Raw genomic sequence first — 23,679 nt, 5'->3', positions numbered from 1 at the left:
TGACGTTTAAGTGATTAAAAAGTTCGGTAAAAAGACATTTTTGGGTCTAGTTTGTCTTACTACCCTATACGTATTATAGTATAAGAAATGGTTCTGTTTTTCCTTTAACAAAAAGAAATACGTTTTGGACGGTTTCAAAGGCTATTCTCCTAGTTGACCTTTCTCAGTAAATGATAACTTTTAATTCGTCCCTTTCAAATATTTTTGTCTTTCAATTATTTTATTTATTTTAAAACAGATTGTATTACAACCCTCCAATAGTTCCTTTTTACTCTATTTTTCAATTGCAGACTGTACTGCCTTATCTCTATTGAGCAGAGGCATTCGGTTTGTTAAGTACTTTGTTATGCACTATGCGTGGAAATAATATTCAGCTGATCGCTTTGGTGGACGATGACGCCGAAGATCGGGAAATTTTCAAGGGGGTCTGTAATGACTTGGATTTAGACCTTATGATTTTGTGCTTCGAAAACGGTCGAACCCTACTCTCCTATTTGACTATGCCCGATTCCGATATTCCAGCGATGTTGTTCTTGGACATTAATATGCCAGTGATGAACGGCTTTGAAGTATTACAGGAACTGAGAAGCAAGCCTACTTTCGACGACTTGTGCGTTATAATGTATTCTACATCCACGAGTGATGCCGATATTATGGAAGCCAAGCGACTGGGCGCGGACTGCTTTTTGAAAAAACCCTCTAACTACCGCCGACTTACCGAAATAATGCAACGAATGTTAAATCTCGATTGGCAGAACCCCCGTTCTCAACTCGGAGAAAAGAACTTCTTGATAAAAACGTAATACTTAGGTTTTTGGTCTTGCCCTATTCTTGAAGTTGTATGGGTAGGTATACTTCGAAAATGGCACCCGAACCACTGTTCCGGCCCACCCTGATATGTCCCTTATGTATTTCTGCTATACGCCTACATAAGGATAGGCCGATTCCCGTGCCCGAATACGCTGTTTTGGAATGAAGCCGTTGGAAAGGTTTAAAAATCTTATCCCTTTGGGCTTCCGCAATGCCGATACCATTATCTATGAACAGCAATTTTTTATATATCAAGTCAGGAAAAACATCAATGTCTTCATCCAAATCCTTACCTTGGATTTCGGAAGACTTTATCGTGATTTTCGGTTTGTTATCATTGAACTTAATACTGTTCTTGATCAAGTTTGAAAACAGTTGATATATTTGGGTAGGAACCGCCTCGATCGATCCTAGATTATCGGAATTAATGGTTACCTCGTTTTCGGAAATTAACAATTCCAAATCTTGCTCTATTTTTTGAACCACATCGTCAAGATCGACCGTATCAAAATCGACATTTCCTTCTGACACCTTGCTATATTCCAATATATCTTTTATAAGGGAAGTCATGCGCTCTGCAGAACTTTCAATTCTATCCACTAATTTTACCGCCGCTTCATTGTCATCAATTTTTGGTCGGAGCATCGAGTTAAACGTACGAATTTTACGCACTGGTTCTTGCAGGTCATGACTGGTGATATGGGCATATTCCTCTAAGCTCAAATTCACTTTCATCAACTGGGCATTCGACATTTCTAGCTCCGAAGTACGTTCAGCGACCTCTTTTTCGAGTGCTTCCGAAAACTTTTTCTGTGCCGTAATGTCTACGTTCGTGCCAATAAAACCATTGAACTGATCATTTTGGTCAAAAATAGGATGGGCCCTATTTAAAAACCATCCGTACGATCCGTCCTTATTTTTTACCATATATTCAAGTTCGAAAGGTATTCTTTTATCGGAGGCCTTTAAGAACGTTTTCATAGACCTACGCCGATCTTCCGGATGTATGTATTTCAACCAACCATCGTTCAAGCAATCTTCTAAACTACTTCCGGTATATTCAAGCCAGGTCTTGTTGATGTAGGTGCAGTTGTCCTCTTTATCGGTAATCCAAATCGTAACGGGGGCACTTTCCGCTATGCGTTTAAAGCGTTCTTCACTTTCCTTTACCTGAAACAGCAGCTCTTTATCCTGTGTGATATCCAATAATGTCGACACGGCACTGATAGGTTTCTTCTCATCATCGAAAAGTATCTTACCGGATACGCGCATGTGCTTTATTCCTTCCTTTAGAACAAGACGCACGTCATAGGCTATACGTCCGGTCTTAAAGGCCTTCTTCAATTGCTTTTCCCGATTTTTCAAGTCTTCAGGATGAATTTTCCCAACAAAATCTTTTTCTTTTAGCGGTCTGGTTTCCCCAATGTCCAACAATTGGCAAAGCGATTTGCTTTCGGCAATGAGGTCCTTCTCAAAGTCATATTCGACAACGACCAACTTTGCCGCATGTAGCGCGGCGTCCAATTTGAGAAGATTCTTTTTCTCCTCGGTAATTTCCTGTACCAAATACAAGATTTTCGTCTTGTCTTCCGATCGAAACTGAACAGGTACGGTCTGTACTTCGTAGTACCGATTTTTATAATGTACTTCTACGTGTCCGGACTTACCTTCCAAGGTTTGTTGACACAATTTTCGGAGTCTTTCGGTTTCGGCCCGCGAGGGATTTAGTTCGGGCATTGATTGCCCGATCATATCTTCAGCCCCCAAATCGTCAAGACCTGTACCGGCAACATACTCGATCTTGAAATTTTCGTTAAGAATACCAACCGTGCCGTTGGGGATGTTTTCGGCAATGGTCCGATAAATCAGTTCGTTTTGGTCACTTTTACTCTTTTCCCTTTTGAGCTCGGCCTCCTTCTCGATCATCAATTCGTTCGTCAAACGTAATTCATTGTTCGCAGTATTGAGCTCTTCATTGGCCGATTGCAGCTCCTCGTTACTTGTCTCCAGCTCTTCATTCGATGATTTGAGTTCTTCATTGGCCGATTGTCGTTCTTCGTTTATGGTCTGCAATTCTTCATTCGTTGCTTCCAATTCTTCGGTAAAAATCTGAAGATGCTCGCTTTTGGTGGCCAGTTCGTCTTCCAATTCCTTGATACGCAGGTCTACGAAATCGGCGGTCTGCAGTTTCTTTTGCAGTTCAAGCACCTGCTCGCTCGGCATTATTTTTTCAAAAATGACCAAGTAGTACTGACTGTCGGCCACCGTATAGAGAAGGGGAGTTATCTTTATTTTTACATAATGGGGGTTTTCATAAAGCATAAATTTGACCACGTGACTGGTGTGGGGCACTTTGGTCTTTTTTACCTGTGCATGCACTGCCTTTAACACCTTGTTCAATTCGGGGTTGGCCATTTTGTACAAATTGGCGTTCATGGTGCCCTCTTTGATCTCAAGGTACATGCGTACGCTACCATGTACCTGTTTTATCTCTGCCTGTTCATTGATAATGACGAACGGATGATCATACTTGTGATATAGCGTCTCCTTCGCTACATCTACAATCGACATATTGCGGGCCACCGCTTTCTTCGATTCAGTCACTTGTTCATCATTTTTACCTCGAAAACGCGAAAAACGAAGTTGGTAGCTCAAGGCCGCCTCAGCCTTTCGAAAAATCTTATGGGTATCTATTTTTTCAAAAAGGTCGGCTGCCACGCTTACACTTTCCGATTTCCCTAAAAACAATAAGCCGTGTGGCCGTAACGAATAATGAAAGATCTGAAACGATTGCTTTTGTAGGGCGTTATTGAAATAAATAAGTAGATTTCTACAGATCAGGGCATCAAGTTTCACAAAGGGCGGGTCGTTGCTGATATCGTGCCGCGTAAAAAGTATATGTTGCTTGATCTGCTTGTTGACTTCATAATGGATACCATCATCGGTTTCGAAATATTTTGATATGAAATTAGGATCTAAATTCTCAAGACTTTCTTTGCTGTAAATTCCCTTTCGCCCTATGTTCAGACCTCTCTCATCGATATCGGAGGCGAAAATCTGTATCTGATGGTGATTGATTTTTTCCTGTAGAATTTCATTCAGCATAATTGCTACCGAATACGGCTCTTCCCCTGAGGCACAACCAACGCACCATATTCGTATGGAGTCTCCTGCCGATTTTTGTTTGAGCACATCTTCCAAAAGCTTCCGAAAACTATCGAACGCTTTTTTATCCCTAAAAAATTCGGTCACCCCGATCAATACCGTTTTAAATAAAAAGTCCAGCTCGCGAGGTGATTTCATTATGAGTTCATAGTACTTGATCAATGATCCAATCTGTAGCCCTGCCATACGGTGATTGATGCGCCTCATTATCGTTGTAGGCTTGTACTGTGAAAAATCGGTTCCCGATCGCTTTTCCAACAATTCAAAAATGGCATCGATACTTTTCTTTTTGGGAGGGCTTGCGGCTATGGCAGTGCTATTTAAAATGAAATGGGAGACTTCTTCGAACATTTGTTCGGGAGGTATTACCAAATCGACCATTTTAGTTTGAATGGCCGCTTTTGGCATATCGGGATGTTCGGCGGTATCTGGGTATTGGGCCAACGTAAACCCGTTGTTCTTCTTAATTTCTATAATGCCTTCCGAACCATCCTTTCCGTAGCCCGATAGTATAATGCCTACGGCCTTGTTTTGCCTTGAACGGGCCAAGGAGGTAAAAAAATTATCGATAGAGGGTGCGGTCGAATAATTCGGCGGTAGGGGGGCTAACATTAGATCGGTACCCTCTATATGGATATCACTGTTTTGAGGAGTAACATAGATATGTCTGGGCTTTAGTTCTAAATTACTTTCTACCGTAATGACGGGCCACTTGCAACGCTTGTTCAAAATCGAGGTTAGTTCACTCTTGTACTTTGGGCTCAGGTGCATCACTACCACCACGCAGAAATTGGCGGTTACCCCATTGAAATTTGATAAAAGCTTGGTAATCGCATCAAGCCCCCCTGCCGAAGCCCCTACTCCTACTACATACAACCCACGGTTTTTTTTGGAACTGGTTTTACTTTCTGCCATCAATCGGGTATTTGTAGAACATTCCGCAATTTATTAGTTTGTTGTTGAACTTCATCAATTTTTATGTTTTGGGGAACGACCAATGTCTTGCCCCGCCTTTCTTTAACCTGCCCATATACGCGTTCAAGCAGCATCTTTTTCTCTTCAAGCGTACGCAATGCCACCCATAAAGCCTCTTCTAAGGCTTCATTCTGACTCTTTAATAAGGCCTCTTCGGTAAAAGCATGGCCGACATGGCAGCGATAGCGGTTAATTTTTGAGTCCTTTATTTTCCATAGAGGGCCGCCACAGGTAGAGCAACTGATCGGAACCTGATTACCCAAACTATTTTGTTTCGATACTTGGCTACCAATTCTTGTAGCAATGGTATTCTCCCTAATAATCGTTTGGGGAATTTCAATTTGCCGGGGTTTCTCTTCCTCCAAAACTTTGAGTAGCACATGACACATGTCTTCTTCATTCACTACGTAATCGACATCGACCGTTTCTGCCGCAAAGGAGGGCATATCGCTGAATTCGGCGGTCGCAGGGTTCTGGATCATAACGAGACCACCACATTTCTTGATGGCTTCCAAACCAGCGGCACCGTCGTTCAATCGGCCCGAGAGGAGAATACCGGTACACGAATTTCCATAGGCCACCGCAGCAGAACGAAACAAGACATCTATGGCGGGTCTAAACAGATTTTCACGCGGCCCGTTTGACAATAGGGCCTTACCCTCACTTACAAACAAATGCTGATTAGGTTTGGCCAGGATAACGCTTCCCTTTTGAATGGTCATCCCATGTTCTGCCTCGAACACCTTCATTTTTATTTTTTTGGAAAGTATTTGATGAAATATCGACGGTGTGTCGGAAGAGGCATGCACCACCACCAAAAAAGCTGCATTACAGTTCTCGGGAAAGTCTCTTAAAACGTTCACAATAACCTTCCGACCTCCAGAGGAAGCGCCCATTACAAAAATTCTAGAAGGTTCTTTCATATTTAATTGAAAAACAGAAAGATAGTTAACTAAACTGTTCTTATTGACGTTATAGAATATTTGCTAGACCCTATCCAACCGTTGCAAAAAAAAATAATAGATGCCAAATGGTTCTATTTCCATTCTTAGTTTTCTAAATCAGAGCCTCTTAGGAAACCTACAACATCATCGGGGCTGCCCATCCAAGTCTGTTCAAAAAAAAAATAAAAAAAGGTATTATTCTGACAGAAGAGATACCCATGGTCTTTAAAATTTAGGTTGCTTTCTTTATTACCTAAAAGAGCAGCAAACCTTGGCCATTCGTTTGTTTAATTTGCTTCTTCTAAAAAATCCACTTCTTTTTTGTAGACTTGGGGCCGGTATATTGAGCATTAATTTATCGTGCACCGGCCTGTAGCTTTTCTTTCCAAAATTTTTCCATGGTCTCCCTTAAATGGTATGAAGTGTTTTCCCGTTCATTGATCGAATGCGATCGCATCGGATAGGACATCATAGAAAATAACTTGTTGTATTTTATCAATCTATCGATCAGCATTTCAACACTCTGATAATGTACATTATCGTCTGCCGTGCCATGAATAATCATCAGGTTGCCCTTCAGGTTTTGAGCAAAATTAATTGGGGATCCGTCATGATATCCCTTTGCATTGTCTTCCAAAAGCCCCATATATCGTTCTTGATAGGTCGCATCGTATAGCCTTTGATCGGACACAAAGGAAACTGCCAATCCAGATTTGTAGATATCGGGATACCTGAACATGCAATTCAATGTCATCTGCCCGCCTCCACTCCAGCCCCAGATACCCACTCTCTCAGGGTCGAGAAAATCGTAAGTGTTTAAAATTTTCTTTGCCGCTTTACTCTGGTCTTCGGATGCTAAAATACCGATCTGTCCGTAAATGGACTTCCGCCATTTGTTGCCACGAGGCGTTTTGGTGCCCCGATTGTCGACGCTGACAACTACATATCCCTGCTGTGCCATATATTGATGATATAGGGCACGGCTGCTCCAGTTATCCTGAACGGTAGATCCGGCAGGCTCGCCGTAGACGTAGAACAAAAGCGGATATTTTTTTGTAGCATCGAAATCGATTGGTTTTAGCATCCAAGCATCAAGTACTACATCACCGATATCAACCTTTATGAACTCCTTTGATCTCAGAGCGAGGGCGTCATATTTCTTACGTAGTTCACTATTGTCTTCCAAAAGCCTTATTTCTTTATGCTTCGGGAGGCTTATTAAGGAATATCGCGGTGGTGTGGTACTATTTTGAAAAACCTGTATGCCCCATTTGGCATTTTCGGAAATTTGATAAGCGCTTTGTCCTGAATCAGATAGAGGCGTAATCCGCTCGGCTTTCCCTTTGCCGTCGATACGACTTCTATACAAATAGCGTTGGGTGAAATTATCGGGAGATGCTATGTAATACACATACCCCCCCTTGGTATCGATACAATCGATATTGATGACATCAAAACTTCCCTTGGTAATCGGCTCTATTTCCTTTCCGTCTTTTGAAATTTTGTATAAATGTAACCATCCGTCACGTTCACTAGACCAAGTAAAAAACCGATTATTATCTAGCCAACGGATATCGTCATGGATATCGAGAAATGCCTCGTCCTTTTCCGTTATGATATTTTCTATGGTCATCGAACTGATATCGCCTATCCAGACTTTATTGGTATTCTGCCGACGATTCAATTGTTGAATCATGACCTCGTCAGTGCCCGGTATAAAATCCATACGGGCCAAATAATTGTTCCTGGGGTCACCGGGGATATCGAACCATTTGGTGTTGCCTCCCTGAACAGGAATGACCCCGACCTTGACCGCCGAAAGTTGGGTGCCGACTTTTGGATAAGGCATGGGTATCGGCTTGGAGTATATGGAGTCTATATTGTTAATCATATAAAAGGTGCCTACCCCTTTGGTATCTGATTGCCAATAAGCAAGATTTTGACCATCGGGACTCCATCTAAAACCGTCACGACAATTTAATTCCTCTTCATAGACCCAATCAAATGTTCCGTTGATAATATTTCCGCCACCATCTGAAGTCAACTGCTGAATCGTATCCACTTCTACATCTTCCACATAAATGTTTAGATTACTGACGTAGCCCACCTTTGAGGCATCTGGCGAAAACTTGGCAAACATCAAAGAGGATTCGGGCAGCGTTTTCCCCAATTGTTTCAGTTTGCCGGAGTCTAGATCCAGTACCCAATAATCGCCCCTAGTGTTATACCTCCATACTTTTTTTGTATTGGTGAAAATCAGCAATTTGTTATTATCACTGGACCAATTATAATTTGAAATCTCCAAAGGTTCTTCTTTACCATCGGGCATCAACTGAGCAGCGGAGACTACTACGGTACGCTTTCCGTTCTTGGCATCATATCTTACGATATCTTTACCACCAACTTCCTCATTTGGCTCAAGAGTAGAGTACCCGTTATTGTCGGTCATCCATCTGACGGGCCCAAAACTTTTCTGTTGATAAACACGGTCTTTATAGATGTCCTCTAAGGATAAGGAAGCTTTCTTTTGAGCTGTAATCGGTAGGGTAAAAAACAAAATAACAAGTACGCCGAGCAAGAATATTCTTTTCATGGTATATCAGAGCAATTTTTAAACACCCGGAAATATACAATATATCTCGTATAGATAGAAGTGCCGGTGGAGGCGATTCAACCAAATACTCATGGCGAACACCACCTATTTTCTATGCGCTACACATATCTTTTTCGAAACTCCCTAGGATTTTCATTGGTAACTTTCTTAAAAATACGGTTAAAATACGAGAGACTTTCAAAGCCCGAGCCATAACAGGCATCGCTCACACTCTTGCCGGCCATCAGGTCTCGTTTCGACTGGCTGATTCGGTACCGGTTTAAAAATTCGGTAAAGGTGTACCTTGTCATTTTCTTGAAATAGCGACAAAACGCTTCTTTGGTCATATGGCAGAGGTCGGCCACCTCTTGAAGTTCTATTTTATGCTGATAGCCATTATCGATAAGGGCAAAGATCGAGCTTATTCTTTTCTGATCTTTATCACTTACCTGATGGTCATAAGGGTGGTCGTGTAAAAGTTCGAACTCCTCTGCATCCGACAATACTTGTAATATTTCAAGCAGTTGCATATACTGTTCGATGGGTGCCAAGCCTTCCAAGGCGAACAGTTTTTTCCCAAGTTTCTTTTTGAACTTTTCTGGAAAGGCCAAACCATATCTTGCTTTTCGAAACATGGTGTTGATCACCAATAATTCCGGTGTTCCGAAAAAGTGGGTCTCTACCAATTCCTTCTTCAGGTGCACCACTACCTTCCTATAATCGGTATCGACCCCATAGTCAAAATTCAAATGGGGAATGTTCGATCCGATCAATACAAGATCGCTACCCTCATAGGTCGAAATATGATCGCCCACATGGCGGGTACCATTCGCTCCTTCTATATACACCAGTTCATACTCGGGATGGAAATGCCAAAAAAAAAGATCGCTCAACCTTGGATTGAACATCATGCTGAATGAACGGTTCACTTTATTCGTGATGGTTTCGAGCTGGACTTTCATGAAAATGGCATGTATATGTATTAAAATACTACAAAATATCAATATAGTACAAGTTGTGGCTAACTCTATCAAACTTTCCGCCAAATTTTCTATTGTTCTTTGTAGTGATAATACGATGTAGTTCTGAATTTGGCTAAAGGTAATCGCACTGCAATACCGAACAGCAGATATAAATTCTAAATACTAAGTAATAATGTGCTCAAAATCAATAACTTTAAAATATAAAAGCTGTACCTGCAATTGTGCCAATGCTTGTCGTAGGCATCATTTTGAAACAAAGAAAGTGATACGGCCCCAACGTAATGAAACTGTGGTGACGGCCCTGACAAAGCCATTTAATTCTGTCATAAAAACGCCTATTTAAAGAAAGTCAATCTAAAACGTATATAATCGCACACGAGGATTGATTTTTACATCAATGAAGTGAAACATTTTCAGAACAGAGAACATAACCGATACTAATCAATTTAAAAATCATGGAAAAAACAGCGCAAAAAATGGTTCCGGGCCATGAACACAAAGAAATTCCCGGTAATCCTTCTACCGCAAAGAGCAGCAAAATTCAATTGCGAAGAGAAGCCGCTGCGGATTCGCTCAAGGTCTTGACCCTGGAACAATGGAAGTTTTGGAAAGAGAACGGCTATGTGGTCGTTACAAATGCGGTACCCCGAGAACAAGCAGCTCGTACTACTGCCTTTCTTTGGGAATTCGAGGAAAAAGACCCTCATGACAAAGAAACCTGGTATACTGCAGCCCGTGCCGAAATGAAAATGAAGGAACTGGCAGGTACCGGAATGGTCGAAGTCTATAATCATCAACACCTTTGGAACAACCGTCAAACAAAACGGGTCTATGACGCCTTTGTCGATATTTGGGGAACCGAAAAACTGTGGGTCACCATAGATAGGGCAAATTTAAATTTTCCCATGCGCCCCGGCCATGAGTACAAAGGGTTTATCCATTGGGATTACGATCCGGAAACCAAACCTCAAAACGTTCAAGGCGTATTGGCATTGGCCGACCAAACAGATCCCAATATGGGAGGATTTCAATGTATTCCCTGGTTGTTTAGAAATTATGACACCTGGAAACTTACACAGCCCGGGGATAGGGATCATTTTAAACCTGATATTGCGGGGCTGGAGGACAAACTTGTAAAAGTCCCCATGGAAGCAGGTGACCTACTGATATTCAACAGTTCGCTGCCGCATGGCATTCGCCCCAACACATCCGACGAAAAAGTTCGAATAGCGCAATATATTTCGATGATGCCTGCACAAGAAGACAACGAGGCCTTACGAGAATGGCGGGTCAATTCATGGAAGAACCGGATGGCCCCGGAAGGCTATGCCTTTCCCGGTGATCCACGAAATTGGGAGCAGACGAAATACAAAAGGGCGGAATTATCAGATTTAGGCGAGAAATTGCTGGGACTGAAAAAATGGTAATGCCCATGCTATTCCTTTAGAAAGAGGAACTCCGTTCAAGAAGTTGCTTTTTTCGTGGTGAATACATACCCGAACCCTCAAAAAACCAACCGAGGCTTTAAAAAATGGCATCTTTAGGTGTGCAAAAGGAGGCTTGTAATCCGACGTCGAAATAAAGGAATATCAAACAAAACAAAACCCTGCAAATAATTTATTTACAGGGTTCTTTGTAGTGTTTTACACTATTCAGCGGAGGAAGAGGGATTCGAACCCCCGGAGGTGTGACCCTCAACAGTTTTCAAGACTGCCGCATTCGACCACTCTGCCATTCCTCCTAAGCGGTTGCAAATATAGAAAGCTTTTTTGAATCCATAAAGATTTCCAGTCAATAAAAATCAATGATCTTACAAACCTCGATAATGCCTTGTATACACAAGGTAAGGTTCTAATTGATTGGGGTCAAAACAATATTGCGATATGAAACTTTGCCATGATCGCCCTGTAGATAAATCGGTCCGGGAGCCAAGACATCGGCACTAATGGCACCACCCGTAGGACCATACACTGGTTCATTGTCTATAATCTTCTTATTATTAAGAACGACGGTCACGTGCCGGTCTACCAACGTAATGTTCATAGATTGCCACTCACCTGGCGGCTTTTCTGCAGCCTCATTGGGGGTAATTCGACTGTAAACAGCGCCCATATTATGCGAATCCAATGGCTTACCGTACGAATCGACTACCTGTATCTCATAAAGGCCTCTTAAATAGACCCCACTGTTACTTCCTTCTGGTACGTTGACTTCCAGTTTTAGATTAAAGTCACCATACTCTTTTTCGGTGCGGAGATTTCCATACGAAATGTGTGCCCCATGATCCGGTTGAACCGGGTCGTTTACCAATACCCCATCGACGACTTCAAATGCGCTTTTCGATTCCGGGTCGATCAACCTCCACCCGTTCAGATTTTTACCATTAAAAAGATTCACAGATTTCCCTAAATCCACTTTCGACAGGTCGGGTCTTTCGGGCATGGCAGGCATTCGTTTGCCTATAAATTTGGTTTCAGTTTCGCCACTGCCATTCCATTTTGGAGCGGTCATAGTACCTTCAAGGGTATCTCCCGACTTTTTGATACGTAAGGTCATCGTAACGGTGTGGGTTCGATTTTCGCTTTTTTTCGCTTCGTACGTACGGGTAACGACCAAGGTGTTCTCATCGGCCAGATAGACATGGGATACCGGTAGCACACTACCTCCGATCCACAATAATTCTGCGTCTAAAAACCCTTGGTCTTCATGAACGTGCAACCAACCAACGCCCCCACTTTCAATTTCAAGACCCCACATACCATCAAAGGTATTGGCGGTCAAAGGAACGGGGTTCGTGTGGGCAAAGCTTGATAGGGCTAGAAAAAGGAACGTATAGGTAACCATGCTTTTTTTCATCTCTCTGGATATTACAAAAAGTTTGAGAATACAAGGTCGTCAACCTATACCAAAGTTCCAAATAGCAGTTCCATTGTTTTTAAAATTAAGGTAAATTCGTCTTCGTTTGGTTTCGTAGGGCTTAACCGTTACGCGCATACCGATTTATAAGAACCATTTTGCCATGCACGATTATTTAGTCAGCATCCTGATTCCTTTTAAAGATTCCGAGCCATTCTTCGAAGAGTGTATTGAATCAATTTTAGGGCAATCATATACGCAGTGGCAAGTGCTGGCCGTGAACGATAGGTCTCAAGACCAAAGTTTAGCACGGGTCAAGGCCTATGCCAAAAAAGATCCGCGCATCAAGGTATTCGAAAACCAGGGTAAAGGTATTATCGAGGCATTGCGAACTGCCTACTCAGAAAGCAACGGGAACTTGATTACCAGAATGGATTCCGATGACATCATGACCCCGAACAGATTGCGCGTTATGGTCGATGCCCTTCGTCATAAAGGAAAAGGACATCTAGCGGTAGGCCAGGTGAAATATTTCTCGCATAGGGGTATAAGCAATGGCTACAAGCGGTACGAAAAGTGGATTAATACACTTATCGAATGTGGCACCAACTATAGTGAAATTTATAAGGAATGTGTTATTCCATCCCCGTGTTGGATGGCCTTCCGCGAGGACCTCGATACATGCGGGGCCTTTGATTCAAATCGCTACCCGGAAGACTACGACCTTACGTTTCGGTTCTATGAAAACGCTTTACAATGTATTCCTTGCCAACAGGTATTGCACTATTGGCGCGACTACGATACGCGCACCTCAAGAACAAGCGTACATTATGCACAAAATTATTTTTTGGATATCAAACTTCATTATTTTTTGAAATTGGATTATGATAGAAACCGCCCATTGGTCGTTTGGGGTGCCGGTACCAAAGGCAAGGATATTGCCAAGGGTTTACGCAAGAAAAATGTTCCCTTTTATTGGCTTTGCGACAATCCGAAAAAAATAGGAAAGAAAATTTACGGATTCCCTATGCTGCACTATTCCGAACTGGAAAAATTAACAGCTCCTCAGAGTATCATTACCGTGGCCAACCAAGAAGCCCAAAGGGAGATAAGACAGTATTTAGCCCACCTCGACCAAAAAGAATCACGCGATTATTTTTTCTTTTGTTAAGAAAATTATCATGGAGCATCCTACTTTTAACCGACGATAAGATTTAGCTTTAACCGTTAAACTTTGAATCTCGAATTGCCTATCTTTGTCAACTCAATTCAGGAAATGCAGTTTAAAAATCCAGAACTACTTTGGGCCTTAAGTCTTCTCCTGATTCCCCTCATTATACATCTTTTTCAGCTTCGTCGTTTCAAGAAAACGCGGTTTACCAATGTAAAGTTGCTAAAAAAGGTGGTCTCCGAATCAAGAAGGAGCAGTACCCTAAAAAAATGGCTTTTATTGTTCGCCAGATTGTCGCTTATAGCCGCTCTTGTTTTGGCTTTTGCCCAACCCTTTTTAGCAAATGAATCCGCCCTTACCAAAAAAGAAAATGTAATCTATGTTGACAATTCTTTTAGTATGCAATTGAAAAAGGACGGTGCTTCCCTTTTAGAAAATGCGGTACAAGACTTGATAAAACACCTCCCGGCTGACGAAAGATTTTCGCTGTTCACTAATGACAGAACCTTTAAAAATGTCACCCTTCGAGATATCCAAAACGATCTCTTAACTCTTTCGACCGGGCAAAACCAATTGGATTTTCAAGAAATTTCACTTAAGGGAAACACCCTTTTTTCCAATGATCGTACTACCGATAAAAATTTAATCATTATTTCTGATTTTCAACAAGATATGTTCGGTACTACTCTCGATTCTATTCATATAGGTCAAAGAAATTTAGTGCAACTTTCGGCGAGCGAGTACACCAATATCTCTATAGATACCGCTTACTTAGACACCGAAAATATCGGTCAACCCACCTTGATCACGCAATTATCCAGCGATAATATCGTAGAGAATACCCCGGTTTCGTTGTACAACGGTGATAACCTGATTGCCAAAACTTCTGCTTCATTTGATGAAGAGAATACAGCAAAGGTGTACTTCACACTTCCCGACAATAAATCGATTAAAGGAAAAATTCAAATCGCGGACACCGGGTTATTGTATGACAACTATTTATACTTTATGATAGATGAGCGTGAAAAGATTCGTGTATTGTCCGTCGGTCCCGAAGACCATCAATATCTTGGTAAAATTTATCGCGATGACGAGTTCATTTTCTCGACCTATCGCCTAGATAATTTAAATTATGGCGATTTGACAGATCAAAATTTAATTATCCTAAATGGATTGCGGAAGATACCTACATCTTTGGCGACCAGTTTAAGATCTTTCACCGATGATGGCAACAGCATTACCATAATTCCTTCTAATGAGATCGACTTGAATTCGTATAATCTATTGGTTTCGAATTATTTTTCGACTTCCATAGGGGAACATGTAGTGGCTGATAGAAATATTACAAACATTGCGTTTTCACACCCCTTGTACCGCAATGTCTTCGAGAAAAGTGTGTCGAATTTCCAGTATCCTAAAGTTAGCGATTACTATACGGTGAATTCGAGTGCACTTGCGGCGCTGTCGTTTGAAAATGGAATGCCCTTTTTGCTAGGTAATGATGGTTTCTTCTTGTTTTCTGCTCCTCTGTTCGATGAAAACTCCTCGTTTAGAAATTCTCCCCTCATTGTTCCAACATTCTATAATATGGCACGTCAGAGCCTTCAACTGCCGCAACTCTATAATGTTTTGGGGCAAAATTTTACCATTGATGTTCCGGTTACACTAGGAAAAGACCAGATTTTAAAGGTAAAAAAAGACACTTATGAATATATACCGCGTCAGCAATCACGCACCAAAAAAGTATCTCTCTTTTTCGAAGAGGGTTTAGATACAGATGGAATCTACGTTATTGAAGAAGACCAAAATCCCATTAAGTACATAGCACTTAATTTTCCTCGAAAAGAAAGTAAACTGGTATACCAAGAGCTAGAACGTATTCCTGCAGCATTAAAAACGACCTCCATTAGTTCCCTTTTTGAAACCATTGAAAAAAATAACACTGTAAGCGAGCTTTGGAAATGGTTTGTTATTTTAGCGTTACTGTTTATGATTATTGAAATTCTCATTCAAAAATATCTTTAGATGAAAATCCTTATAAAGTCGGCGAAAATTGTTGATCAAACGAATAGGGAGCTTCATTTAAAAAAGCGCGATATTCTTATCCGAAATGGAATTATTGAAAAAATCGCCCCAAAGATTGAGGAAACGGGGAAATTTCAGCTCATCGAAAAAAAGAACCTTCATATTTCACCTGGTTGGTTTGATAGCAGCGTAAGTTTTGGGGAACCTGGTTATGAAGAAAGGGAAACTATTGCCCATGGTCTTGATGTTGCAGCAAGAAGCGGTTTTACCGATATCGTTCTAAACCCGAATACCAACCCCGTGCCCGATAGCAGTTCGGATATTGTTTTTTTTAAAAATGCTGCTAAGGGCTGCTTGGCCAATTTGCATCCATTAGGTGCCCTCACGGTTAAGTGTGAGGGTAAAGATTTGGCGGAACTGTACGACATGAAGAATGCTGGGGCCGTCGGTTACTATGATTTTAAAAGGCCTGTCGAAAATTCGAACCTTCTTAAAATTGCTTTGCAATACGTACAGAATTTTGATGGACTGGTCTACTCGTTTCCGCTTAATAAAAATATCTCCGGTAAAGGAATAGTTAATGAAAGTGAGGTTTCTACTCGATTAGGACTCAAAGGCCTACCGAACATTTCGGAAGAATTACAAGTTCAAAGAGACCTTACCCTTTTAGAGTACACTGGTGGTAAGTTACATATACCCACCATTTCCACTGCGAAATCGGTAGGCCTCATAAGAGCGGCAAAGAAAAACGGGCTCGATGTCAGTTGTAGTGTGGCCGTACACAACTTGTTCCTTACCGATAGCGTGCTAGAAAACTTTGACTCCTCCTTTAAGGTCATGCCTCCACTTCGTACGAAGACCGACACCGAAGCATTGATCACGGGCTTGAAGGAGGGAGTGGTCGATTACATCTGTAGTGATCACCTCCCCTTAAATATTGAAGAGAAGCATAGAGAGTTCGACAATGCCACTCCTGGGAGTATCGGGTTGGAAACTGCCTTCGGGATATCTAATCGACTTTTTGAGCTTCCCACGGTCATTGACTTGTTAACCCGGGGTAGAGAACGCTATGGTTTGGAAACCATAAGATTAAGTGAGGGATCAAGGGCCTCCCTGACCCTTTTTGATCCAGATAAACATTGGGTCTTTAATGAGAAAGATATATATTCGACTTCAAAAAACTGTATGTTCGTAGGAGCGGAACTTAAAGGCCTAGTTTACGGCATCATTAATAACGGTCAGATGAATATTCGTGAATAGTGTATATTGAAAAAATCAACCTATTTAAAAACCGAAACATGGATCAAAATACAATCGACGAGGGCAAAACAATAGCTATCATTAGCTATATTACCCTAATAGGCACACTTGTCGCCTATTTGATGAACAATTCGAAGCAGAACGAATTTGCCAAATTTCATATTGGGCAAGCCCTGAGGGCTTGGTTGACCGGAATACTGGTAACCATAATCGCAGGCATGTTAGTCTCCATTACCGGTATCGAAATTCTGATGTACTTGCAGTACACCGGTCTTATTTTGGCGATATTAGGACTCATCAATGCAATGAACGGTAGAATGGAAGAGATACCCTTAGTAGGACACATTGGTAAAAAAGCTTCTTAATTTTGTTCGCCAATACTTTATTCTGCGGAAATTTATAAGCCATGACCCCGACTAATAAAAATGGAAAGACCACGGCTATTATCGCATACATAACTATAATCGGTTCTTTTATTGCGATGAGCATGAACATGGAACCAAAAAACGATTTTGCCCGTTTTCATATCCGACAAGCTTTCGGAATACACCTTCTTTTTCACGCTTTTGCCTTATTTTCCAGTGTATGGTATAGTCCCTATGCCTTATATGGATTGTACTTATGTTACATGGTACTCTGGATATTTGGTTTTATAGGGGCGCTGAATGAAAAAAAACAATTGATACCGGTGTTGGGGGCCTATTTTCAAAAATGGTTTACTTTTATCCCATAACATGACCACTGCACCCTTATCACTAGAGCACCTCATTAGACCTTCATCGCTAGTTGAACGTAAGCCACCCGTTATGTTCATGTTTCATGGTTATGGTAGCAATGAAGAAGATCTGTTTTCATTCGCGTCCGAACTTCAGGAGGAATTATGTATTATATCGGTACGCGCCCCATATACCATGGAGCCTTTTGGCTATGCTTGGTATGCCATTAATTTTGATGCAGAAAAAGGCAAATGGAGCGATGATGAGCAAGCTATTGAATCTCGTGAAAAAATCGTTCATTTCATCAAAGAAGCCTGCACTACCTATGGACTGGATGAAGATCGAATTACACTGTTGGGGTTCAGCCAAGGTACTATTTTGAGCTATGCCGTTTCCCTGTCATATCCTGAAAAAATAAAAAATGTGGTCGCCTTAAGTGGCTATATCAACGAAGGTATTATTCTTAAGGGCTTTGCCGAAAAAGACCATAAACATTTGAATATTTATGCTTCACATGGGCAAGTCGATCAGGTAATACCTCCCGAATGGGCCCAAAAGATACCTGCGTTTTTAACTAGATTGGGGGTCTCTTATGTTTACGAGGAATTTCCTGTCGGTCACGGGGTTTCGCCCCAAAACTTTTATGCATTCAAAAAATGGTTGGAAAATAAAATTTAACCTACCATCATTTTCTAGCCGAGGCAACTACAAGATTATGGGCAGCTAATGTTGTTTGTTTATTGACTATGCGTGTAAAGCAGATGATCCAACAAGGTGAAATCAACGCCAAGGTCATCCTTCAGTTCATATTTCAAAATCAATTCACCCCAATATTTTCCATCAGAAAAATCGGCTATAATCCATTTGTGATTCAATATCTTTATCTTGTTGATCTTAAAATCGCTCTCCATACCCTCATAAGGAATCAAAGGATTATCACCCTTACTTTCATTGGTCTCGAGCAACTTATCCGCAATGTAGCGTGCAGGGTCTTCAATATTCAGATGATCATAGTACGCCAGGGCATCATCATTATTTTCCAAAGAAAAATATTGCAATTCCAAGGCCTTTATTTCACCCCTGCTCACAGCGTCTTGCAATTGTTCTATTTTCAGCTTCATCTGTTCAATTTGACTGTCTTTCGCTGCCCCCATTTTTTGGTTGCTCACAAAAAGATATAGGCAAATCAATATTGCAAATACAAATAGATATAGGTATAATTTACTTTTCAAATCTTAGGACTTTTGTTTAAAAACGCCGTACTTACTATACTAGTATACCACATTGCCAAAATGTTATTGAACTATCTAGAGATTCAAGGTTAAATTGTCATAGGCAAGATGGACTCCATCCGGAAGGGATTTTTCGACTTCTTCATGAAACCCTAGGAGATGGCTGATATGTGTTAGATATGCGACTTCTGGCTTTACCTCTTCTATAAACGCCAACGCCTCTTCAAGATTAAAGTGTGAGTGATGAGGTTCTATGCGCAGCGCATTCACCACCAATACTTTAGACCCCCTCACCTTGTTGATCTCTTCATTTGCTATAGTTTTTATATCCGTCAAATACGTGAAATCCTTTATTCTAAAACCCATAACTTTTAGTCTATTATGGTTTGCTTCGATAGGAATTGCCAAGGTATCCCCTATTTTAAAAGGAGTTTCCTTAGAAATAACATGGGGAGCCACGGAAGGAGCTCCTGGATAGCGATTTTCATCGGTAAAGATATAATCGAAACGATGTTTGAGTGAGTGGACCACGCGTTCGTGGGCAAAAATAGGAATGTCGCCTTGCCTAAAAAAAAAGGGACGTATGTCATCAAGGCCGGCCGTATGGTCCGAATGCTCGTGGGTGAAAAGTATTCCATCTAACCTAGATACCTTATGTCTGAGCATTTGCTGCCGAAAATCAGGGCCGCAGTCGATAACGTAATTGTATTTGTTCCAACGGAGTAAGACTGAAACTCGCAGGCGTTTGTCCTTGGGGTCGTTGCTCAAGCAAACAGGGTGATTGCTACCGATAATAGGAATTCCCTGTGACGTTCCTGTGCCTAAAAAGATAATTTTCAAACCCTCGTCCATGTATTCTCAAATTTATAACTAAATTATTTAATAGATAACAGTAACTTGTTAACTTTGTTTGACCAAAATCTATGAAATGGCTTCAGTGTTAAAAAGGGATACGGCTTTTGAAAATATACCCTCGATAAAGGCCAAGACATTAAGAATCAATTTAAACCCTGACATTTATGGCACCTTCTCAGAAATCGGGGCCGGTCAGGAAACTGCAAGACACTTTTTTAGATCTGGAGGTGCATCGGGTACAATTGCCAAAGCAATGAGTGCCTATGACAAAGATTTCAGCGATGCGATCTATGGCATAGAGCAAGACGGGAGGTACGTTACACAATCGCGTCTGAAAAAAATGTTATCGCACGAAATGCGCTTGATGGAAGAGCGTATAAGTCGAGATAGGCACCCTGACCGATTGTTCTTTTCGTACGCCAATACGGTTGCTACCATAGATTTTTCGAAACGATACAAAGGCCATGGATGGATTGGTATACGCTTTCAGCTAGACCCGAAGCAGAAAGAATTCGATGAAATTATTCTTCATATTCGTTTTAAACAGAACGAAGCAAGGTTGCAACAAGAAACCTTGGGGATTCTGGGCGTAAACTTGATTTACGGTGCTTTTTACAAGTATCATAAGCCCAGGAAGATGTTGAAGTATCTGTACGATCATATCGATAAGGATACGGTAGAAATCGATATGGTAAACTTTGCGGGGCCTAATTTCAAAGATGTAGATAATCGATTGATGAGCCTTCAGCTGATTCGTAACGACATGACCGATGCCGTCATGTTCGGTCCGGATGGAAACAACCTTCTTCCCGCAGCCGTATTGTACAAAAAAAATATATTAGCGTTGCGCGGAAGTTTTAGACCGGTTACGAAGGTTAATTTAGATATGTTCCATAAATCGTATGATATTTTCATAAGGGACCCGGCCGTTGACCAAGACAATACGATTGTTATTTTTGAAATCACCCTTTCGAATTTAAAGGCTTCCGGAGAAATTGACGAACGTGATTTTATGGATCGTGCCGAACTGCTATGTTCCCTTGGCCATATTGTGATGATATCTAAATTTCAGGAATACTATAAACTGGTGGAGTACTTTAATAATTACACCAAGGCCAAGATCGGCCTCACCATGGGCGTGAACAACCTTGTTGATATTTTCGATGAAAAATATTATCGTCACCTTAGCGGCGGAATTCTTGAAGCTTTCGGAAAACTATTTTTCAAAGAACTGCAAGTCTACCTTTATCCTATGAAAAATCCTGAGACGGGGCAGATAATGACCAGTAATAATATGAAGGTGCACCCAAGAATGAAAGAACTCTATAAGTTCTTTAAATACAACGGAAAAGTAATGGATATCATAGATTACGATCCGGAAATTATGCATATTTTCTCGCGTGACGTTCTAAAGAAAATAATTAACAATGAAGAAGGCTGGGAAGAGATGCTTCCAAAAGGCATTGCGGAAATTATAAAGAACAAAAACCTTTTTACCCGAAAATTGATAAAGTCAGAAGAGGAAAAAGTATAAATATGTCCCTTTGTATAAATAAAATCCCGATGCATTATCGGGATTTTTGTTTTTTCAACCTATTTTAGGATTCTGCCAACAATTGGGCTGCGTGATCTTTGGTTTTAACCTTATCGATTACCCTATCCACAATACCGTTTTCGTTAATAACGAATGTTTTTCGGTGAATTCCATCGTATTCACGCCCCATAAATTTCTTTGGTCCCCAAACGCCGAAAGTTTCGATGACCGTACGATCTTCATCGGCCAATAAAGGAAATGGAAAATTATATTTCTCTTTGAAATTGGACTGCCTTTTTTGAGAATCGGCACTTACTCCGAGCAACTCATAACCCTGATCTTTTAATTCCTTATAATTATCCCTGAGATTACATGCCTCCGCCGTACAGCCCGGGGTGCTCGCCTTTGGATAGAAAAAGACAATTAATTTTTTTCCGTGGTAATCCGATAGGTTTACAGTGTTTCCATCTTGGTCCTTGGCCGCGAATCCAGGAACCTTGTCGCCTACTTTCAATGTATTCATATTTAATTTTAGTTAAATTCGTATTTGTAACACGTCCCGAAACTAATTAAAAAATGACGAAAACCGAAAAGGTAGATTTTGTAATAAGAACGCTTCAAGATTTATACCCGCAAATTCCTGTACCGCTGGATCATCAAGATCCGTATACGTTATTGATAGCTGTATTAATGTCGGCGCAAAGTACCGACGTCAGGGTCAATAAAATAACGCCGATTTTATTTGCCAAAGCCAACAACCCCTACGACATGGTTAAATTATCGGTCGACGAAATACGGGAAATCATAAAACCCGTAGGTCTTTCCCCAATGAAAGCGAAAGGCATATTCGGGCTTTCGAAAATTCTTATAGACAAATATGAAGGGAAAGTGCCGCAAGACATAGAACTTTTGGAAGAGCTGCCAGCGGTAGGGCATAAAACGGCAAGTGTAGTAGTATCACAGGCTTTTGGTATTCCTGCATTTCCTGTAGATACGCATATACATAGGCTTATGTACCGTTGGGGGCTATCCAATGGAAAAAATGTCGTGCAAACCGAGAAAGATGCCAAACGTCTATTTCCTGAAGAACTGTGGAACGAACTTCATCTTCAGATCATATGGTACGGTCGTCAATATTCACCGGCGAGAGGCTGGAACCTAGAAAAGGACGTTATTACCAACACCATCGGGAGAAAAAAAGTCTTGAATGACTACTTGAAAACAAAAAAAACCCGGTAAGGGTTTTTTTAATTCAGACTATTTTCAAATCGAAGGTCTTGATATTCCACTAGATGAAATGATTTTGAGAAATTTAGTAAAAACTGAATTGTCTCAGGTCTAGCTTTTAAGATTTTCCCTTTCTCAAGGTTTTCAGAGTAAATTTTTTCCATATCAGTAGTTATAGTTATACAAAGATAACGCAACTACTATAGAAATATTGTTATTTTTTATTAAGGTACTCTATTTAGTTAGTCAACACGATATTGTGTTTATCTATTATTTTTCGAAGGTTGATAAGCGCGTATCGCATTCTTCCTAGAGCAGTGTTAATACTTACACCTGTATTTTCTGAGATTTCCTTAAAACTCATGTCCTTATAAATACGCATAATCAATACCTCTTTCTGATCATCGGGCAACTCCTCAACCAAATTTCTTAGATCAGAATTGACCTGATCTTTGATAAGTTGCTTTTCCGCGTTCAATTTATCATCACCAATAACCGAAAAGATGTTGAAATCGTCGCTTCCCTCGAACATTGGCATTCTTTTGTTCTTTCTAAAGTGATCGATAATCAAATTATGGGCAATGCGCATAACCCAGGGTAAAAATTTACCTTCTTCGCTGTAAGACCCTTTCTTTAGTGTACGAATAACTTTAATAAACGTATCTTGAAAAATATCTTCGGTAATGTCTCTATCCAATACTTTGGAATAAATAAAGCTCGTAATTCTTTGGTTATGGCGATTGATTAAAATCTCTAAAGATTTTTCGTCTCCGGCGATGTAATCTCGTACTAGTACTGAATCTTCGATTTGTAGGTCCATTGTTGAAAGTTTTTGTAAGATTTGCGATTCTTAGAAAGAAAGCTCTTAAAGGTTATTAGTTATTATTTTTGAGTTTTAATGGTATCCCTTGCGACATCCATTATTAATTATGACCTAAAACTAGATATAAGGCACCTAAAGCAAAAAACATTGTTGTCAAACCACTATAAATTGATGTGAAAAGCTATTTTTTTATTTTTCAGCAAAATAAAACGTAGTGAAGTGCGTTGCGCCATGAAATATGGGGACTGTGAGATTCCCAATTATATTGTATTAGAGTTTAATTCAGCTCTTGGCGATTCATTTGGGGTTAACGAGCGTTGGCGTATCGTAAACGAATACCATAAAAAAAGCCCCTACATTCTTTGTAGGGGCCTTTCAATAAATCCGTGTTATTCGACTTTAATGCTACTTAATTCAAGTTTGATTCAAACTGTATTCCCTTGGCTTGTGTTATTTTCAATGACTTTGAATAATTCAACAAAAAGCTTACGGTTTCTGGTTTAGCCTGTA

Annotated in this window: 19 protein-coding genes and 1 tRNA gene; 10 read left to right on the top strand and 10 right to left on the bottom strand. The window is 40.7% G+C overall.

What is annotated here, in order from left to right; translation table 11 throughout:
• Positions 1-353: 353 nt before the first annotated feature.
• A complete protein-coding gene (locus F2B13_RS02260) occupies positions 354-803 on the top strand; it encodes a response regulator (protein ID WP_149275660.1) in 450 nt (149 codons plus the stop codon).
• 22 nt (positions 804-825) lie between these two features.
• Here the strand turns inward: F2B13_RS02260 and F2B13_RS02255 are convergent, their stop codons facing one another.
• The 4 genes from F2B13_RS02255 to F2B13_RS02240 form a co-directional block, all read right to left on the bottom strand.
• Positions 826-4,890, bottom strand: a complete 4,065-nt coding sequence (locus F2B13_RS02255; RefSeq protein WP_149302978.1) for a CheR family methyltransferase — start codon at positions 4,888-4,890, stop codon at positions 826-828.
• Positions 4,890-5,873 carry a chemotaxis protein CheB gene (locus tag F2B13_RS02250; protein WP_149302976.1) on the bottom strand — a complete coding sequence of 328 codons (984 nt, stop codon included), beginning with the start codon at positions 5,871-5,873 and terminating at the stop codon, positions 4,890-4,892. Before F2B13_RS02250 ends, F2B13_RS02255 begins: the two co-directional genes overlap by 1 nt.
• A 376-nt stretch (positions 5,874-6,249) precedes the next feature.
• Complete coding sequence (locus tag F2B13_RS02245; protein ID WP_149302974.1) at positions 6,250-8,487, bottom strand: S9 family peptidase; 2,238 nt, start codon at positions 8,485-8,487, stop codon at positions 6,250-6,252.
• A 119-nt stretch (positions 8,488-8,606) separates the two neighbouring features.
• Complete coding sequence (locus F2B13_RS02240; protein ID WP_149302972.1) at positions 8,607-9,449, bottom strand: helix-turn-helix domain-containing protein; 843 nt, start codon at positions 9,447-9,449, stop codon at positions 8,607-8,609.
• Positions 9,450-9,925: 476 nt separating this feature from the next.
• On the opposite strand from F2B13_RS02240, the gene F2B13_RS02235 reads away from it, so the two are divergent.
• Positions 9,926-10,897 (top strand): phytanoyl-CoA dioxygenase family protein, encoded by a 972-nt coding sequence (locus F2B13_RS02235; protein WP_149302970.1) that lies wholly within the window; start codon positions 9,926-9,928, stop codon positions 10,895-10,897.
• Positions 10,898-11,126: 229 nt separating this feature from the next.
• Here the strand turns inward: F2B13_RS02235 and F2B13_RS02230 are convergent.
• Positions 11,127-11,211: transfer RNA gene (locus F2B13_RS02230), tRNA-Ser, on the bottom strand.
• Between the two features lie 110 nt (positions 11,212-11,321).
• Positions 11,322-12,326, bottom strand: a complete 1,005-nt coding sequence (locus F2B13_RS02225; RefSeq protein WP_149302968.1) for a 3-keto-disaccharide hydrolase — start codon at positions 12,324-12,326, stop codon at positions 11,322-11,324.
• A 163-nt stretch (positions 12,327-12,489) separates the two neighbouring features.
• Between F2B13_RS02225 and F2B13_RS02220 the strand changes: the two genes are divergently transcribed.
• From F2B13_RS02220 to F2B13_RS02195, 6 genes are all read left to right on the top strand, one after another.
• The gene (locus F2B13_RS02220) at positions 12,490-13,497 is read left to right on the top strand and encodes a glycosyltransferase (protein ID WP_149302966.1); all 1,008 of its coding nucleotides are present in this window, start codon (positions 12,490-12,492) and stop codon (positions 13,495-13,497) included.
• Between the two features lie 105 nt (positions 13,498-13,602).
• Complete coding sequence (locus F2B13_RS02215) at positions 13,603-15,522, top strand: BatA domain-containing protein (RefSeq protein ID WP_149302964.1); 1,920 nt, start codon at positions 13,603-13,605, stop codon at positions 15,520-15,522.
• Positions 15,523-16,782: a dihydroorotase gene (locus F2B13_RS02210; protein ID WP_149302962.1), complete on the top strand. Its 1,260-nt coding sequence runs from the start codon at positions 15,523-15,525 to the stop codon at positions 16,780-16,782.
• A 38-nt stretch (positions 16,783-16,820) separates the two neighbouring features.
• Positions 16,821-17,147, top strand: a complete 327-nt coding sequence (locus F2B13_RS02205; protein WP_149302960.1) for a DUF4870 domain-containing protein — start codon at positions 16,821-16,823, stop codon at positions 17,145-17,147.
• A gap of 41 nt (positions 17,148-17,188) precedes the next feature.
• On the top strand, positions 17,189-17,515 hold the full coding sequence (locus F2B13_RS02200; protein ID WP_149302958.1) for a hypothetical protein: 327 nt from the start codon (positions 17,189-17,191) through the stop codon (positions 17,513-17,515).
• Between the two features lies 1 nt (position 17,516).
• Positions 17,517-18,176 carry an alpha/beta hydrolase gene (locus F2B13_RS02195; protein ID WP_149302956.1) on the top strand — a complete coding sequence of 220 codons (660 nt, stop codon included), beginning with the start codon at positions 17,517-17,519 and terminating at the stop codon, positions 18,174-18,176.
• 59 nt (positions 18,177-18,235) lie between these two features.
• Here F2B13_RS02195 and F2B13_RS02190 read toward each other — a convergent pair whose 3' ends face one another.
• The gene (locus F2B13_RS02190) at positions 18,236-18,619 is read right to left on the bottom strand and encodes a hydrolase (RefSeq protein WP_394348961.1); all 384 of its coding nucleotides are present in this window, start codon (positions 18,617-18,619) and stop codon (positions 18,236-18,238) included.
• 186 nt (positions 18,620-18,805) lie between these two features.
• Positions 18,806-19,582 carry an MBL fold metallo-hydrolase gene (locus F2B13_RS02185; protein WP_232622978.1) on the bottom strand — a complete coding sequence of 259 codons (777 nt, stop codon included), beginning with the start codon at positions 19,580-19,582 and terminating at the stop codon, positions 18,806-18,808.
• A gap of 76 nt (positions 19,583-19,658) precedes the next feature.
• Between F2B13_RS02185 and F2B13_RS02180 the strand changes: the two genes are divergently transcribed.
• Complete coding sequence (locus F2B13_RS02180; RefSeq protein WP_149275601.1) at positions 19,659-21,119, top strand: TonB-dependent receptor; 1,461 nt, start codon at positions 19,659-19,661, stop codon at positions 21,117-21,119.
• A 64-nt stretch (positions 21,120-21,183) separates the two neighbouring features.
• On the opposite strand, the gene bcp is transcribed toward F2B13_RS02180, so the two are convergent.
• Positions 21,184-21,642, bottom strand: a complete 459-nt coding sequence (gene bcp, locus F2B13_RS02175) for a thioredoxin-dependent thiol peroxidase (protein ID WP_149275600.1) — start codon at positions 21,640-21,642, stop codon at positions 21,184-21,186.
• 53 nt (positions 21,643-21,695) lie between these two features.
• Between bcp and F2B13_RS02170 the strand changes: the two genes are divergently transcribed.
• Positions 21,696-22,358, top strand: a complete 663-nt coding sequence (locus tag F2B13_RS02170) for an endonuclease III domain-containing protein (RefSeq protein ID WP_149302952.1) — start codon at positions 21,696-21,698, stop codon at positions 22,356-22,358.
• Positions 22,359-22,584: 226 nt separating this feature from the next.
• Here F2B13_RS02170 and F2B13_RS02165 read toward each other — a convergent pair whose 3' ends face one another.
• Positions 22,585-23,166, bottom strand: coding sequence for an RNA polymerase sigma factor (locus F2B13_RS02165; RefSeq protein WP_149275598.1), 582 nt, complete (start codon positions 23,164-23,166; stop codon positions 22,585-22,587).
• Positions 23,167-23,679: the final 513 nt, after the last annotated feature.

This window comes from Pareuzebyella sediminis (assembly GCF_008367235.1).
Taxonomy (GTDB): Bacteria; Bacteroidota; Bacteroidia; order Flavobacteriales; family Flavobacteriaceae; genus Pareuzebyella; species Pareuzebyella sediminis.
Note: the sequence above shows the minus strand (reverse complement) of the source record. Positions and strands in the feature narration are given on the sequence as shown.

Bases quoted from the DNA above. Each gene is read 5' to 3' on its own strand.
- F2B13_RS02185 (WP_232622978.1), bottom strand. From the start codon at position 19,582: ATGGACGAGGGTTTGAAAATTATCTTTTTAGGCACAGGAACGTCACAG.
- F2B13_RS02210 (WP_149302962.1), top strand. From the start codon at position 15,523: ATGAAAATCCTTATAAAGTCGGCGAAAATTGTTGATCAAACGAATAGG.
- F2B13_RS02190 (WP_394348961.1), bottom strand. From the start codon at position 18,619: ATGAAGCTGAAAATAGAACAATTGCAAGACGCTGTGAGCAGGGGTGAA.
- F2B13_RS02180 (WP_149275601.1), top strand. From the start codon at position 19,659: ATGGCTTCAGTGTTAAAAAGGGATACGGCTTTTGAAAATATACCCTCG.
- F2B13_RS02245 (WP_149302974.1), bottom strand. From the start codon at position 8,487: ATGAAAAGAATATTCTTGCTCGGCGTACTTGTTATTTTGTTTTTTACC.
- F2B13_RS02250 (WP_149302976.1), bottom strand. From the start codon at position 5,873: ATGAAAGAACCTTCTAGAATTTTTGTAATGGGCGCTTCCTCTGGAGGT.
- F2B13_RS02235 (WP_149302970.1), top strand. From the start codon at position 9,926: ATGGAAAAAACAGCGCAAAAAATGGTTCCGGGCCATGAACACAAAGAA.
- bcp (WP_149275600.1), bottom strand. From the start codon at position 21,642: ATGAATACATTGAAAGTAGGCGACAAGGTTCCTGGATTCGCGGCCAAG.
- F2B13_RS02220 (WP_149302966.1), top strand. From the start codon at position 12,490: ATGCACGATTATTTAGTCAGCATCCTGATTCCTTTTAAAGATTCCGAG.
- F2B13_RS02205 (WP_149302960.1), top strand. From the start codon at position 16,821: ATGGATCAAAATACAATCGACGAGGGCAAAACAATAGCTATCATTAGC.
- F2B13_RS02240 (WP_149302972.1), bottom strand. From the start codon at position 9,449: ATGAAAGTCCAGCTCGAAACCATCACGAATAAAGTGAACCGTTCATTC.
- F2B13_RS02200 (WP_149302958.1), top strand. From the start codon at position 17,189: ATGACCCCGACTAATAAAAATGGAAAGACCACGGCTATTATCGCATAC.
- F2B13_RS02165 (WP_149275598.1), bottom strand. From the start codon at position 23,166: ATGGACCTACAAATCGAAGATTCAGTACTAGTACGAGATTACATCGCC.
- F2B13_RS02195 (WP_149302956.1), top strand. From the start codon at position 17,517: ATGACCACTGCACCCTTATCACTAGAGCACCTCATTAGACCTTCATCG.
- F2B13_RS02260 (WP_149275660.1), top strand. From the start codon at position 354: ATGCGTGGAAATAATATTCAGCTGATCGCTTTGGTGGACGATGACGCC.
- F2B13_RS02215 (WP_149302964.1), top strand. From the start codon at position 13,603: ATGCAGTTTAAAAATCCAGAACTACTTTGGGCCTTAAGTCTTCTCCTG.
- F2B13_RS02225 (WP_149302968.1), bottom strand. From the start codon at position 12,326: ATGAAAAAAAGCATGGTTACCTATACGTTCCTTTTTCTAGCCCTATCA.
- F2B13_RS02170 (WP_149302952.1), top strand. From the start codon at position 21,696: ATGACGAAAACCGAAAAGGTAGATTTTGTAATAAGAACGCTTCAAGAT.
- F2B13_RS02255 (WP_149302978.1), bottom strand. From the start codon at position 4,890: ATGGCAGAAAGTAAAACCAGTTCCAAAAAAAACCGTGGGTTGTATGTA.